The sequence below is a fragment of the Streptomyces sp. NPDC001220 genome, from assembly GCF_053597895.1.
Window position 1 is genome coordinate 567,262 of record NZ_JBSFJE010000002.1, and the last position, 13,610, is coordinate 580,871.

Consider the following 13,610-nt stretch of genomic DNA (forward strand, 5'->3'; position numbering starts at 1 on the left):
CTCCCTGCCGCTTGCACTTTGGCAACAGCGTTGCCAAAGTGGGAGGCATGACAGCTGCCACTCCCCTCCGCGTCGGCCTCATCGGCTACGGCCTCGCCGGATCCGTCTTCCACGCCCCCCTGATCGCCGCCACCGAGGGCCTCGCCCTGGACACGGTGGTCACCTCGAACCCCGAGCGGCAGGCGCAGGCGAAGGCCGAGTTCCCCGAGGTCCGGACCGTCGCCGGCCCCGACGAGCTGTTCGACCGCGCCGACGAGCTCGACCTGGTCGTCATCGCCTCCCCGAACAAGACACACGTCCCGCTGGCGGCGACCGCGCTCAAGGCGGGCCTGCCGGTCGTGGTCGACAAGCCGGTGGCCGGCACCGCGGCCGAGGCGCGCGAACTGGCCGCCCTCGCCGAGGAGCGCGGCCTGCTGCTCTCGGTCTTCCAGAACCGCCGCTGGGACAACGACTTCCTGACCCTGCGCAGCCTCCTCGAGCAGGGCGAACTCGGCGACCCCTGGCGCTTCGAGTCCCGCTTCGAGCGCTGGCGCCCGCAGCCCAAGGGCGGCTGGCGCGAGTCCGGCGACCCGGCAGAGATCGGAGGTCTCCTCTACGACCTCGGCAGCCATGTCGTCGACCAGGCCCTGGTCCTCTTCGGTCCGGCCACCGAGGTGTACGCCGAGTCGGTGATCCGCCGGTCCGGCGCCGAGACCGACGACGACACCTTCATCGCCGTCACCCACGCGAGCGGTGTCCGCTCCCACCTCTACGCCTCGGCGACGGCGGCCCAGCTCGGCCCGCGCTTCCGGGTGCTGGGCTCGAAGGCGGGTTACGTCAAGTACGGCCTGGACCCGCAGGAGGCGGCACTGCGCGAAGGCGAACGCCCGGGCGCCGGCTGGGGTGTCGAGCCGGAGTCCCTGTACGGCAGGATCGGCGCCGGCGAGTCCCCGGTCACCGGCGGCGGCCGTGCCGTGCCGACCCTGCCCGGCGACTATCCCGCGTACTACGCGGCCGTGGCCGGGGCGCTGCGGGGCGAGGGCCCCAACCCGGTGACCGCGCTGGAGGCGGCCGCCGCCCTGGACGTACTGGAAGCAGCCCGCCGCTCGGCGCGAGACAAGGTGACGGTGACCCTCTGATGCACCACCCGCAGATCACCCCCAGGTCCACCCCCGAACTCACCCCGTCGGTGGACGAACTGGAGAAGCAGGAACGCCTTCTGGTCTTCCGGCAGTTCACCTACGACGACGCGTGGGCCCTCGGCTCCCTGCTGGTGGAGATGGCACGGGAGCGGCAGGCCCCGGTGGCCATCGACATCCACCGCGCCGGCCAGCAGCTCTTCCACGCGGCGCTGCCCGGCTCCACCCCCGACAACGACGCCTGGATCACCCGCAAGCGCCGGGTGGTGGAACGCTACGGCTCCGCGTCCTACCTGGTGGGAGCCCGCTTCCGGGCCAAGGGCACGACGTTCGAGGAGTCCTCCCGCCTGGACCCCGACGCGTACGCGGCCCACGGCGGCTCCTTCCCGATCACCGTGGAGAACGCGGGCGTGATCGGCTCGGTGACGGTCTCCGGCCTCCCCCAACTCCAGGACCACCGCTTCGTGGTGGAGGCGCTGGAGCGATTTCTGGAGGCGTAGCCGACGAAAAGGGGCGCTGGGGGTACCCCCGGCCGAAGGCTGGGGGAGGAACTGCGCGAGCAACCACGACGGAGCCGCACCCGCCCGCGCAGAGCCCCCCCTCGCCCCTCAGGCGTCTTTGAACTCTTGGCGCTGACGGCCAAGCCCGCTGATCTCCAGCTCCACCACGTCACCGCCCCGCAGGTACGGCTTCGGCTCGGGCGCCCCCAGCGCAACCCCCGCCGGAGTCCCCGTGTTGATGACGTCCCCGGGGTACAGCACCATGAACTGGCTGACGTACCGCACGACTTCCGCGACCGAGAAGATCTGCTCGCCGGTGGTCCCGTCCTGCTTCAGCTCCCCGTTGACCCAGAGCTTCAGCGGCAGTTCCTGCGGATCCCCGACCTCGTCCGCCGTGACCAGCCACGGCCCGAGGGGGTTGAACGTCTCGCAGTTCTTCCCCTTGTCCCAGGTCCCGCCCCGCTCGATCTGGAACTCCCGCTCGGACACGTCGTGGGCGACGGCGTACCCGGCGACGTACGCCAGCGGGTCCTCGTCGTCGGCCAGATAACGGGCCGTACGCCCGATGACGACCGCGAGCTCGACCTCCCAGTCGGTCTTCACGGACCCGCGGGGGACCAGCACCGTGTCGTTCGGCCCCACGACCGTGTCCGCGGCCTTGAAGAAGATCACCGGCTCGGCCGGCGGCTCGGCCCCGGTCTCGCGGGCGTGGTCGTGGTAGTTGAGCCCGATGCACACGATCTTGCCGATCCGCCCCAGCGGCGGCCCGATCCGCAGCCCGTTCGCGTCGAGCGCGGGCAGTTCGCCGGCGTCGGCCGCGGCCCGGACCCGCCCGAGGGCGGCCCCGTCGGCGAGCAGGGCTCCGTCGATGTCGTCGACGATCCCCGACAGGTCCCGCAGGACCCCCTCGGTGTCGAGCAGAGCGGGCCGCTCCGCTCCTGCCGTACCGACTCGCAGCAGCTTCATGGTCGTCACCATCTCCCTTGATAGCGGGCGCCCGGCCGATGGGTGCAGCCATCGGAGGACTGGTCGATCCTCTGAGATGCGGGTGCAGCGGGCAATACCCTGTTCACGTACTGGACCGTACGCCCGCCCTCATCGATACAGCACGGCGCGCTCGACGGCACTCCACGTCGTACTGGTCACCACGTACAGCGCGGCGGCCAGCGGCACCACGGCCACGGTGCACAGCGTGAGGTACGACAGGTACGGCGTGACCTTGGTGACCGCGCCCAGACCCGGCAGCTGCTCGCCTTCCGCTCCGCTCACGGCCGTCCCCGCCCCCGCCGCCGCCCGCCTGGTGCGCAGGAAGGTGAAGGTGGCGACGGCGGCGACAAGGACGAACAGCCCCAGATAGACCGGCCCGGCACCCCAGAAGCCGTTGCCGAGGACGTCGACTCCCCGGCCGCCGAGCGGGGCACCCAGCAACGAGTGGTTCAGCAGACCGTTGTCATGGCCGCCGATCGTGGAGTTGGAGAAGAGGTGGTACAGGAGGAAGAACGCGGGCAGTTGCAGCAGTCCGGGCAGGCAGCCGGACAGCGGGGACACCTTCTCCTCCGCGTGCAGTTCCAGCACGGCCTTCTGCAGCGCCTGCTGGTCCTTCCCGTGCTTCTTCCTCAGCTCCGCGATCCTCGGCTGGAGCGCGGCCCGGGCGCGCTGGCCACGGGCGGCGGCACGGGACAGGGGGTGCACGAGCAGTCGTACGAGTGCGGTGAACAGGACGATCGCGGCGGCGGCCGCGGAGGCGTGGAAGAACGGCTGGAGCAGGTCGGCGAGTTGCTCGACCAGGGCAGCGAAAACGGACATGGGTGGGAGCCCTCCGGGGGTCTCGTCGTGCCGTGGGTGAAGAGGTGGGACGGCATGACGACCCGCGCGAGGACACCCGGAAGGGTGCGAGGGATGTCCTACGCGGTGGTCGCCTGGAGGGCGTGCCCGGGGGCTCGGGGGCGGCTGCGGCCCCTGGCGTCCGGGTCGCGTTGCGGCAGGAAGGCGGTACGCCGGGCCCGGTCGCGTATCGCCGTACGGACCCGGGTGGGCGGCACGGCGGGTGCGGAGCGCGCGGCGCGGAAGGCGGCGACGGCGAGGGCCGAGCCGACGGCGGCGGTCGCGGCGAGGGCGACGGTGGTGAAGAGGCTGCCGGAGTCGAGCAGCAGGAGGTCGAGCAGGAGAAGCAGCAGGACGGCGGCAGGACGGGGCGGCAGCATCCAACGGCTGTTCACGCGCATGTCCGCTCCCCCCTCCCTGTGGTCACTGCCGTTTATACATGATCGGTTTCCAGCGGCTCCAGGAGCCTCTTGGGCTTCAGCAGCGCCCGGCTGACCGGATCCGCCGGGTCCGGGTCGAGCCCCGGTCCCGGCGTAACGAGAACGTCGGCGACGGGCACGACGGTTCCGCAGGCGGGACATTCGCCGTACGAACCCAGTTCGGTGCCGCACTCCGCGTGCCGGAAGTACCGCAGCCGGCGGTCCATGAGGTGCTCGCGCCCCCACACGGCGAGGGCGCGCAGGGCGGGCCACAGCTCGGTCCCGCGCTCGGTGATGACGTACTCGTCCCGGGGCGGCGACTCCTGGTAGCGGCGCTTCTCCAGGATGCCCTCCTCGGTGAGCGTCCTGAGGCGGGCCGACAGGACGGCGCGCGGGATGCCGAGGTGGACGAGGAAGTCGTTGTAGCGCCGGACGCCGTAGAGCGCGTCGCGGATGACGAGCAGCGTCCAGCGCTCGCCGACGACCTCCAGCGAGCGGGCGATCGAGCACTCCTGCGTCACATAGTCCTTGCCCAGTGCCATGGGACCACCTTAGTCAGCTCCCCAAATCTAGGTTCAATCATCGAACCTACCGTGCTACGGTACCATCATGGCTGAGTTCAATGAACGAACCCTCACCGGGGTGGAAGCGCCGAGTGCCGGGCACCGGCCCGCGGCAGCCCACCCCGACACGACGCCCCAGGCCCGCGCCACCCTGGCCCTGACCAGCGCGGCCACCGCCGTGAGCCTGATGACGTACACCGCGCCCGTGGTCACCCTCCGGGACACCGCGGCCGACCTGCACACCCCGCTCTCCGCCCAGGCCTGGCTGATCAACGGCACCCCGCTCGGCCTGGCCGCCCTCCTCCTGGTGGCCGGCAGCCTCGCCGACGACTTCGGCCGCCGCCGGGTCTTCCTGCTCGGCACGCTGACGCTGGGCATCACCACCGCCCTCGGCGCACTGACCGACTCCACCTGGCTGTTCACGCTGGCCCGTGTCGCCCAGGGCGCGGCCAGCGCGGCGATCCTGGCGAGCAGCCTCGGCCTGCTGGTGCACGCCTTCCCGAGCCCACGCGGCCGGCTGCACGCCACGGGCGTGTGGGGCGCCTTCGTCAGCGGCGGTATCGCGACGGGCCCGCTGCTGGCAGCCGTGCTGCCCAACTGGCGGGTGGCCTACGCCGTCCTGGCCGCGGTGACGCTGCTGCTGGCGGCCCTGTCACCACGGGCGCTCACCGAGTCCCGGTCCCCGAGAGGCGGCCGCCCCGACATCCTGGGCGCCCTCACCTTCGGCCTGGCCCTGGTCTCCCTGGTGGCCGCGCTCACCCTGGGCCGTGACGGCTGGCTGCGGCCCGAGGTGGGCCTGCTGTTCCTGGCCGCGGTGGTCCTCATGGCCGTCTTCGCCCTGGTGGAGCGCCGCACCACGACCCCCATGATCGACCTGGGCCTGCTGCGCCGCCCGAGCTTCCTGGCCTCCTCCGCCGGCGGCCTGTTCACGGGCTTCGCGGTGATCGGCCTCTTCAGCTTCCTGCCAGTCCTGTTCCAGCAGGTGCTCGGCCTGACCCCGCTGGACACGGCGTGGCTGTTCCTGCTCTGGTCGGGCCTGTCCTTCACGGTGGCGCTCCAGGCCAAGCGCCTGGCCGGCCGCGTCCCGCCCCGCCGGCAGCTGGCGGTCGGCTTCACCCTCCACGCGGCCGGCGTCCTGACCATGCTCGGCGCCATCGACTCGGGCTCCTGGCAACGCCTGCTGCCCGGCCTGGTCCTGGGCGGCATCGGCAGCGGCCTCCTGAACGCCGCCCTGCCCCTGCTCTCGGTCGAGTCGGTCCCGGTCGCCCGCGCCGCCATGGGCTCCGGCGCCCAGCAGACCTTCCGCTACATCGGCTCCTGCGCGGGCGTCGCCCTGACGATCGCCATCGTGACCTCGTCGGCCGGCGGCCCGGGCCACGGCGCGAACATCGCCCTCACGGTGTCGGCGGGACTGGCCCTGCTGGCGGCGGGGGCGGTGCTGGGGGTGCGGGAGCGGAGCTGACCGGAGGGCCGGCGCACCTCACTGAAGGCTGACGCGGTGTTCGTGCGCGGGGTCGGCCGAGCACACGAAGACGAGGAGCGAGCCACCTCGCCCGACCACCACCCGCCTGGGAGTCCTGGCAGCGGCTCCTTCGGCACCGGCCGAGGTGACGTCTTCGAGCGGCCTCCAGCTGCCCCGCACCCCTTCCCACTCCACCGAGCCGACGGCGAGGAGCAGTTCCATGGGGCTGCCGCAGGAACAGACCAGCTCCTGGTGACCCGTCACACCCCAGCGCGCGAAGCCGCCCACCTTCCAGCCGGGAGCCACGCCACCCGGCTCCTCGTCACCACCGCGTACAACAGGGTCGCCGTCGATGAAACCACCTGCGGCGGCCTTCTCCCGAAGGATCTCCACGGCCGGCGTTTGCCGGAGCCGTCGGCCGGACAGCGGTGGACCATCCTTGCCTGGTCTCAGTTGAGAGCGCGAAGTCGCCTCAGAGCATTCGCCACGTGTTGTCGCAGTTCTCCGTCGGTCAGGTCGTCATCGTCCCGGAGGCTCGGGTCGATGGTGTAGTCCTCCAGCGCGTAGAAGACCTCGTCCAGCGCGCCGGCGATCGCGTCGCTCACACGCTCTCCTGCTTCCATGGCGTTGCGGCGTTCGGCAAGCCACTGGCGGGCATAGGCCGGTCCGTCGACGGCATCCTCCAGGAGTGCCCGCATCAGCGTCAGTTGCCGTCCCGTGTGGCTGTCCACAGGGATGTCGGCGGGGGACTTCCATGCCCTGGTCAGTGGGGGGAAGTCAGCAGCCACTCCCACGATGTGCGGTTGTTCGGACCGTGTCGTCCGGGCGTACCGCCCGAAATCGGCCTTGGCCTTGTCGGGGCCCTCGGACAGCGCGCCGCGCATGAACTGCGCCGTCCCCGCGAGGAGTGCGTACCCGGCCTTGGGCAGCAATGCGCCGTGGAGATTGTCGGCCGCCAGGAGTAGTTCGGAGCCCTCCTGCATGCGGGAAGCGAGAGCCAGAAGTTCGTCCGTGCTGAGAGGGGCTTCCGTCACCTGGATGTCGCGGCGCTCGGGGGCGAGCGAGGCGGCGAGGACGGCCATGGCTCCTGCTTCCCGCGCGCCGGCCACGACGCGCAGAGCTGTAGGGCGGCTCAGACCGGCGTGCACGGGGAGGGGCACGACGACTTTGCCGCCTGCGGAAGCCAGCCAGTCGCTGCTGAAGTCCCCGTCAGCGGACAGGACCGTCTGGATCAGGTCACGGTTCTTCATGTTCGTCACGTGGCGTTCTATGTCAGGAATCCCTTGTCAATGATGCTCTGGAACTGTTTGTCGCCCAGTTTCCATGCTGACCAGAATTTTCCGTCGGTGTGCAGCATGACCATCTTCTTCGTTCCCGGATCTATGAACCCGACGGCCTGACCCTGGTTCCGGTAGTTGAAGCGGTAGATCTTCGTGTCGCCGGCGAGTATGTGGCTTCTCATGTTCTGTGTGAACTGCTTCATTGTCTGTCCGCTGCGATTGCCGGTGACGCCGAAGTCTCCGGCGTGTTTGTCGAACTTCTTGCTCAGCACCTTCTGGCTGCTGAAGTCGGCCTTCTGCTCCCAGAGAGCCTTGGGACATGGCGCGAGTCCGAGAGGGTCGGTCCAGGTGAGGGGGTTGTGGACGTAGCTGACGGGGTTGGGGGACGGCGTCAGTCCGAGAGGGTCAGGTGTGAGGTAGCGGCCGGTCTCGGGGTCGTAGTGGCGGAAGTAGTTGTAGTGGAGGCCGGTCTCAGGGTCGTGGTACTGCCCCGGGAAGCGCAGTGGTGTGTACCCGGTGGCGTCGCGGTTCCATGCCGTCGATCCCCACAGGGTGGTGAGGGTGTGCCAGGCGATCGTGCCGTGCTCGTCGACGAGTTCGGTGGGAGTGCCGACGAGGTCGGTGACGATGGTGAAGAAGCGGGAGTCGATTTCGTGTTGTGGCGCGTCGGCTGCGGTGATGCGCTCGACCTGGGCGAGGGGAGTCCGACCGTCGTGGTGCCAGGTGAGAGTGACGGGATGAGGGCGCGCCTCTGACACCGTGGTCTGTTCACAGAGAGTCGTGTCGTCCCACGCGTACGTGATCTGTTCGGTGATCGTCGCGCCGTCCGGAGCCATGCGCAGCTTCGCGGTGCGGCGGCCGAGGGGATCGTAGATGTACCGCCAGACCGTGCCGTCCGGTGTGGTGACCGACGTGAGCCGGTCTTCGGCGTCCCAGGTGTAGCGCCAGTTGTCCGGCTTACGGGACAGACGTGTCTTGTGACGCAGGGTGATACGGCCGGCCGCATCGTGTTCGTAACGGACGTTTCCGGCACGGGTGATGGCGGTGCCGCTGTAGGTGCGCGGCCCGATCGCGTCTCCACCGGGGTGGGTGTCCGGCCACGAGGCGGCGACCTGATTGCCCGCCGTGTCATAGGCGTAGTTTTCGCTCCAGCCGTCCGCGGTGACGGTGGTGACACGGCCGACGGGGTCGAGGCCGAAGTGACGGATGCCTCTGATCTGGTCATCGAGACGGACGATGTCACCGCCGAGGCTGTAAGCGTAGGCGCGCCGCTGTAGCAGCCGGCCCTCAGCACCCGTAACCGACTGCTCGCTGAGACGGCCGAGGCCGTCGAAGACGCTCGCAATGGTCAGCGCATCGCTCAGACGCCGGGTGATCTCGCGGCCCGCAGCGTCATGGGCAAAACTGAGGGTCCGGCCCGCGGTCGTGAGCTCTGTGGGGCGGCCTGCGGCGTCGTAGGTCCACGAGCTCGTCGCGCCACTGGGCGTGGTGCGGGTCGCACGGCGCCCCAATCTGTCGTAGCTGTACGTGGTGGTACGTCCGTTCAAGGTCTCGGCTGTCGGCCGCCCCAGGACGTCGCGGCGCAGCGAGAGGGCCGCTTCCGGGGTTGCCGCCTCGACGAGCTGACCCGAGAGGTCGTAGGTGAAGGTGGTGACCGTCCCGTCAGCGTCCTTGCGGCTGACCTGGTCCAGGACGTCGTACTCGTAGTCGACTGTCTGGCCGAGTGGGTTGGTGCGGGAGGTCAGCCGGTCCGCCACGTCGTGGGTGTAGGTGACGGTGCGGCCGTCGAAGTCTGTCTCCGAGGTCGGACGCCCGGCCTGGTCGTAGGAGTAACTCCAGGTCAGCCCCTGGGGGTTGGTGACCTTGGCGAGCCGCAGCTCCGTGTCGTGCGTGAACTCGTAGCGAGCGCCGTCGGGGCCGGTCCGGGCCGCCACAAGGTCGAAGTGGGTGTACTCGAAACGGGAGACGGCACCTGCCGCATTGGTGTGGCTGGTGCAGTTGCCTTCGCCGTCGTAGGTCCACGATTCGGTGGCCCCGACGTGATCGGTCCGGCGTGTGAGGTGGCCTTCGGCTGTCCACTCAAGATGTGTTGCCTGGCCGAGCGGGTCGGTGATGGTGACGGGATGGCCCAAGGCGTCGCGTGCATAGCGGGTCACCGCTCCGACCGGATCGGTGATCTCGACGGGCAGCCCAGCGCGGTTGCTGCGGACCCGTGTGGTGTGGCCGAGCGGGTCGGTGACGGAGGTGAGGTGTCCTGCTCTGTCGTACGTGTAGCGGGTGGCGGCGCCGGACGGGTCGACGGCGGCTGTGCGGTTGCCGTGCCCGTCGTACTCGTACTGCCAGACGGCGCCGGCCGGGGTGGTCACCCGCAGGGGCAGGCCCAGGTCGTTGTAGGCGACGTAGGTCGCGTGGCCGTCCGGACGGACGACGGAGACCGGCTGCCCCTGCTCGTCGTACGCATAGCGGGTGGTGCGACCCAGAGAATCGGTGATCGCGGCGAGCCGGTACCCGGCATCCCATTCCTGATGGGTGACGTGGCCGAGGGAATCGGTTTTGCGGAGGAGGCGGTGTGCCTCGTTGTGCTCGTAGCGTGTGACGTGTCCGAGCGAGTCGGTGACGGTCGTGGTGCGGGTGTGTTCGTCGTAGTCGAACGTCCCGGCCAGGAAGCCGTCACTGCCCTCGGTGCGAACCACCCGGCCCCGCTCGTCGTAGACATACGTGTAGGCGGTCCTGTTGCGGTCGGTCCAGGAGGTGACCCGTCCGGCGTCGTCGTAAGTGAAGCGAAGTGGCGTTCCGGAGGAGTTCGTGACCTCCGACAGATGGCCGTCCTCGTTGTAGCCGTAGGAGACCAGGACAGTGCCCTGGCCGTCGATGCGCTCGTTGTCCACCAGACGGAGTCGGCTGATGCGGGGCAGGCTTGGATGGCGGTCGAGGGCAATGTGGTGGCCGCCGGAATGGACGACCGCGGTCGGTGTGCCGTCAGCCGCATAGTGCACAGTGATGTGCTGTCCGTTGCGGTCGACGATCATCTGGAGGGGCAGATCGACCGCTTCGTCGTCATCCGTGGGGCGTGGGCTGTGGAACACGTAACTCAGCCCACTGTCCGGATCAGCCACGCGCAGGGCACCGTCGATGGCGTGGTCCCAGGTCAAGGGCAGTCTCGGGCCGAACTCAGGGAAGACGGGACCTTCGCTCTCGGGGTCGGGCAGCGGGTAGACCAGCCGGGCCCCGTCGAAGGTCGTGTAGACGACTCCCTCGTCATCGGCCTGGAGACGCTGGTCGAGCGTGGATGCCCAGGAGGGACCGAACCAGCCACCCCACCGGTAAGAGGAAAGGTGCGTGCGCTCCAGGACCAGCGGCAGAGCACCCGGCAGGTCGACGTCCACCTGGGGCAGCAGCATGTCGCCCGTGGCCACGTCGATCGGGTCGCGCTCGCATTCCTTCAAGGCATTGCGGATGCCGGCCGGCAGTTTCTCCCACTCATCGGGCCGAAGCTTCAACCGGGACAAGCCGGAGCCGTCCAGCTTCAATGCCTTGCTCAGCTTGGCGAGTTCGGAGGGCTTGAGCGCCTTCAACCCCTTGCCCAGCGCCTTGCCCAGCACCCCGAACCCGACGCCCATCAGCGCGCCCTCGGCGAGGATGCCCGCCAGCTTCTCCGGGTCCTTGAACGCGCCCGGATCCTCCAGCAGCGTGGTGAACGCGGAGAAGGTCGCGCCCTGCTTGGCCAGCTTGGCCACCTCGGCGACCCCGCGGATCTCCTTGAGCGCCTTCAGCGCCCGCTCCACCCCCCGGATGACCTCCATGATCCCGCGCACGGCGGTCCCGAGGGCGGTGCCCTCCTCCTCGATCCGCCCGACCAGCGCCACCACCTTCAGCGCCCGCTCGCCCGCCATCAGGGTGGCGGCCACGTCCGAGGCGCCCGCGGTCAGCACCGACAGCGCCAGTCCCGCGATCTCGAACTCGACGATCTCCGCGAGCATCACGCCGATCTCGGACAGCAACTCGTGTGCCTTGTCCGCGAAGTCGTCCAGCGCCTTCGCGCCCTCACGCAGCGCGTGCGCCATCTCGGTGGCCTGCTTGCGGGCCGCCTTGGAACGCTTGTCGAACGCCTTGGCGGTCTTGCCCTCCCACTCCACGCCCCGCAGCGACCGCTCGGCGGCCGTGGCCGCGTCGTCCAGTCCCGAGGCCAGACTCCGCCACTTCTTCGCGATCTCCCGCACCCCGTCCGGGTCCACCGCCGGATCCGAGATGCCCAGGAACTCAAGACCACTGGCGACCGAGTCGCCGAACATGTGGTTGAACTTGCTGATGTAGTGCAAGGGGTTGAGGTCGACCACGCCCGGATCAGCCCTTCTCGCCCTGGGCCGCGGCCGCGATCAGCACGTCCAGCAGATCGAAGGCGTCGGACACCTCGCCGATCAGCTTCGCCTCCGCGTCCCACTCCTCACCCAACTGTTTGGTGAGCTTGGCCAGGGTGGTCATGCCCTGCTCTATCTCACCCTTCGCCCCCAGCAGCGAGCCCAGCGCACCCAGCGCACCCAGGTCATGGGACTGCGCCTCGAACTGCTGCAACGGCTTCGCCGTGTGATGCCCCACGCCACGCAGCCCCGAGGCCGCCTTGTGCATGGACGCGGCTTCTTTCTTCAGGTCCGACATGCCACCCACCCCCGTATTCACGCTGTGCACATGCCAACCCAAGAGACTATGGAGGGCGGTTATGCGGAAGGTATGGACAGAACCAAGGGACGGCAAAGACCGCGAGCGGGCTACCCCCGCGGCCGCACCGACACCAGCTTCCCCCACACCGCCATCCGGTACCGCGAGGTGAACTCGGGCGTGCAGGTGGTGAGGGTGATGTAGTAGCCGGGCTCCCGGTACCCGTACGACGGCTTCACGATCGACCGCGGTACGGCCCGGATGACCCCGGAGTCACGGGACGAGGTCTGCGGCAGGATCTGGTCCACGGTGTACGTGTAGGTCGCCGCCTTGGTCTCGACCTCGATGGTGTCCTCGCGCCGGAGCCGTGGAAGGTACCGGAACGGCTCCCCGTGCGTGTTCCGGTGCCCGGCGAGCGCGAAGTTGCCCGCCTGGCCCGGCTGTTGGGTGCCGGGGTAGTGACCGACGTACCCGTGGTTGAGCACGTTCGGCTTGCTGACGCCCTCCGCGACCGGGACACGGAGGCCGAGCCGGGGGATGACGAGGATCGCGTAGGCCTGGGAGGCGACGACCCGGGTGGTGTACGACGACTGCCGCCGGCCGGCGCCGGAACGGGCGGACGACGACGAGGAGCCGGTCGTACCGGAGTCGCCCTTCGCTTCGCCGCCCAGGTCCCCGGACCCGCCGGAGTCCCCCCACTCCCGCTCCAGCGCCTCCACCTTCCGCTCGGCCCCCTGCTTCGCCTCCCGGTTGGTCCACCACAGCTGGTGCACGACGAGGAGCATGAGCACCACGCCCACAGTGACGAGGAGTTCGCCCCCGCTCCACAGCACCCGCCGGCGCCTGGCCCGCCACCGCCGGTCGCCGTGCCCCACGACTCGCACCGCGCACGCACCTCCCACCGACCCCAGCCGGTACCGACGCGCGGCCGGTACCGACGCGCCGCCGGTACCGACACCCAGCCGGCACCGACACCCAGCCGGCACCGCACGATAAGGCGAACGCCGCCAAGTCACCAGAGCCGTAGGGGTTCCCGCTCGCAGGGTCTCGCCTCCGATGACAGGTCGATCTTCTGTGACCTGCTGGTTCTCTGTCGTCTCCCGCGATGTCACCCGAGATCGGTCTCAGATCGGCGCCATCGCGCACCGATGAGATTCCCGCGCCGCGCCGGTCTGTACGCGTGAGACCGACTCACGGAAGGCTGGCGTCATGCGGAAACTGATCTACGGGATGAACCTGGCCCTGGACGGCTACATCGCCGCGCCCGGCGACGACATCGGCTGGAGCGGACCGCCGAGCGACGAGCTGTTCCAGTTCTGGTCCGACCAGTTGCAGGCGACCGACCTGTCGCTGTACGGGCGCAAGCTGTGGCGGACGATGAGCTCCTACTGGCCGACCGGCGACCAGCAGCCGGGCGCCACCGCGGCGGAGATCGAGTTCGCGCGCCGCTGGCGGGACATGTCGAAGGTGGTGTTCTCCTCGACGATCGACAAGGTCGACTGGAACACCCGCCTGGTCACCGGCGACGCGGTCGCCGAGATCACCCGGCTCAAGGCCGAGGACGGCGGTCCGATGGACATCGGCGGCGCGACGCTCGCCGGGGCGGCCATGCGGGCCGGGCTGATCGACGAGTACGTGCTGGCCACCGCGCCGGTCCTGGTGGGCGGCGGCACGCCGTTCTTCACCGCGCTGGACAGCTGGGTGAACCTGAACCTGGTGGAGACGCGGACGTTTCCCGGCGGCGTGGTCCTGACCAGGTACGAGACGAGGCGCTGAGCAGCAGTACCC

13 protein-coding genes are annotated in these 13,610 nt (G+C 69.8%); 4 read left to right on the forward strand and 9 right to left on the reverse strand.

Going from position 1 to position 13,610, the window contains the following annotated elements; genetic code table 11:
* Positions 1-47: 47 nt before the first annotated feature.
* Both ACWDGI_RS07115 and ACWDGI_RS07120 read left to right on the forward strand, forming a co-directional pair.
* On the forward strand, positions 48-1,118 hold the full coding sequence (locus ACWDGI_RS07115; protein ID WP_450756166.1) for a Gfo/Idh/MocA family protein: 1,071 nt from the start codon (positions 48-50) through the stop codon (positions 1,116-1,118).
* A complete protein-coding gene (locus tag ACWDGI_RS07120) occupies positions 1,118-1,618 on the forward strand; it encodes a heme-degrading domain-containing protein (RefSeq protein ID WP_450756167.1) in 501 nt (166 codons plus the stop codon). The genes ACWDGI_RS07115 and ACWDGI_RS07120 overlap by 1 nt, the downstream gene beginning before the upstream one ends.
* Positions 1,619-1,726: 108 nt before the next feature.
* On the opposite strand, the gene ACWDGI_RS07125 is transcribed toward ACWDGI_RS07120, so the two are convergent.
* The 4 genes from ACWDGI_RS07125 to ACWDGI_RS07140 all read right to left on the reverse strand — a co-directional run bounded on the left by ACWDGI_RS07125 (position 1,727) and on the right by ACWDGI_RS07140 (position 4,403).
* Positions 1,727-2,584, reverse strand: a complete 858-nt coding sequence (locus tag ACWDGI_RS07125) for a fumarylacetoacetate hydrolase family protein (RefSeq protein ID WP_450756169.1) — start codon at positions 2,582-2,584, stop codon at positions 1,727-1,729.
* Positions 2,585-2,713: 129 nt separating this feature from the next.
* Complete coding sequence (locus ACWDGI_RS07130) at positions 2,714-3,424, reverse strand: YidC/Oxa1 family membrane protein insertase (RefSeq protein ID WP_450756171.1); 711 nt, start codon at positions 3,422-3,424, stop codon at positions 2,714-2,716.
* Between the two features lie 98 nt (positions 3,425-3,522).
* Positions 3,523-3,843 carry a DUF6412 domain-containing protein gene (locus ACWDGI_RS07135; RefSeq protein ID WP_450756173.1) on the reverse strand — a complete coding sequence of 107 codons (321 nt, stop codon included), beginning with the start codon at positions 3,841-3,843 and terminating at the stop codon, positions 3,523-3,525.
* 32 nt (positions 3,844-3,875) lie between these two features.
* Positions 3,876-4,403, reverse strand: coding sequence for a winged helix-turn-helix transcriptional regulator (locus ACWDGI_RS07140; RefSeq protein ID WP_450756175.1), 528 nt, complete (start codon positions 4,401-4,403; stop codon positions 3,876-3,878).
* 67 nt (positions 4,404-4,470) lie between these two features.
* On the opposite strand from ACWDGI_RS07140, the gene ACWDGI_RS07145 reads away from it, so the two are divergent.
* Positions 4,471-5,886 carry an MFS transporter gene (locus ACWDGI_RS07145; RefSeq protein ID WP_450756177.1) on the forward strand — a complete coding sequence of 472 codons (1,416 nt, stop codon included), beginning with the start codon at positions 4,471-4,473 and terminating at the stop codon, positions 5,884-5,886.
* Between the two features lie 18 nt (positions 5,887-5,904).
* Here the strand turns inward: ACWDGI_RS07145 and ACWDGI_RS07150 are convergent, their stop codons facing one another.
* From ACWDGI_RS07150 to ACWDGI_RS07170, 5 genes are all read right to left on the reverse strand, one after another.
* Positions 5,905-6,279, reverse strand: coding sequence for a hypothetical protein (locus tag ACWDGI_RS07150; RefSeq protein ID WP_450756179.1), 375 nt, complete (start codon positions 6,277-6,279; stop codon positions 5,905-5,907).
* A 56-nt stretch (positions 6,280-6,335) separates the two neighbouring features.
* Positions 6,336-7,136 carry a colicin immunity domain-containing protein gene (locus tag ACWDGI_RS07155; protein ID WP_450756515.1) on the reverse strand — a complete coding sequence of 267 codons (801 nt, stop codon included), beginning with the start codon at positions 7,134-7,136 and terminating at the stop codon, positions 6,336-6,338.
* Between the two features lie 17 nt (positions 7,137-7,153).
* Positions 7,154-11,503 carry a DUF6531 domain-containing protein gene (locus ACWDGI_RS07160; RefSeq protein WP_450756181.1) on the reverse strand — a complete coding sequence of 1,450 codons (4,350 nt, stop codon included), beginning with the start codon at positions 11,501-11,503 and terminating at the stop codon, positions 7,154-7,156.
* A gap of 7 nt (positions 11,504-11,510) precedes the next feature.
* Positions 11,511-11,822, reverse strand: coding sequence for a hypothetical protein (locus ACWDGI_RS07165; RefSeq protein WP_450756183.1), 312 nt, complete (start codon positions 11,820-11,822; stop codon positions 11,511-11,513).
* A 110-nt stretch (positions 11,823-11,932) separates the two neighbouring features.
* On the reverse strand, positions 11,933-12,706 hold the full coding sequence (locus ACWDGI_RS07170; RefSeq protein ID WP_450756185.1) for a class E sortase: 774 nt from the start codon (positions 12,704-12,706) through the stop codon (positions 11,933-11,935).
* Positions 12,707-13,031: 325 nt separating this feature from the next.
* Between ACWDGI_RS07170 and ACWDGI_RS07175 the strand changes: the two genes are divergently transcribed.
* Complete coding sequence (locus tag ACWDGI_RS07175; protein WP_450756187.1) at positions 13,032-13,598, forward strand: dihydrofolate reductase family protein; 567 nt, start codon at positions 13,032-13,034, stop codon at positions 13,596-13,598.
* Positions 13,599-13,610 lie beyond the last annotated feature (12 nt).

Excerpts from the sequence above, each read along its gene's own strand:
- ACWDGI_RS07165 (WP_450756183.1), bottom strand. The coding sequence starts at position 11,822 with ATGTCGGACCTGAAGAAAGAAGCCGCGTCCATGCACAAGGCGGCCTCG.
- ACWDGI_RS07120 (WP_450756167.1), top strand. The coding sequence starts at position 1,118 with ATGCACCACCCGCAGATCACCCCCAGGTCCACCCCCGAACTCACCCCG.
- ACWDGI_RS07155 (WP_450756515.1), bottom strand. The coding sequence starts at position 7,136 with ATGAAGAACCGTGACCTGATCCAGACGGTCCTGTCCGCTGACGGGGAC.
- ACWDGI_RS07135 (WP_450756173.1), bottom strand. The coding sequence starts at position 3,843 with ATGCGCGTGAACAGCCGTTGGATGCTGCCGCCCCGTCCTGCCGCCGTC.
- ACWDGI_RS07125 (WP_450756169.1), bottom strand. The coding sequence starts at position 2,584 with ATGAAGCTGCTGCGAGTCGGTACGGCAGGAGCGGAGCGGCCCGCTCTG.
- ACWDGI_RS07140 (WP_450756175.1), bottom strand. The coding sequence starts at position 4,403 with ATGGCACTGGGCAAGGACTATGTGACGCAGGAGTGCTCGATCGCCCGC.
- ACWDGI_RS07145 (WP_450756177.1), top strand. The coding sequence starts at position 4,471 with ATGGCTGAGTTCAATGAACGAACCCTCACCGGGGTGGAAGCGCCGAGT.
- ACWDGI_RS07115 (WP_450756166.1), top strand. The coding sequence starts at position 48 with ATGACAGCTGCCACTCCCCTCCGCGTCGGCCTCATCGGCTACGGCCTC.
- ACWDGI_RS07175 (WP_450756187.1), top strand. The coding sequence starts at position 13,032 with ATGCGGAAACTGATCTACGGGATGAACCTGGCCCTGGACGGCTACATC.
- ACWDGI_RS07130 (WP_450756171.1), bottom strand. The coding sequence starts at position 3,424 with ATGTCCGTTTTCGCTGCCCTGGTCGAGCAACTCGCCGACCTGCTCCAG.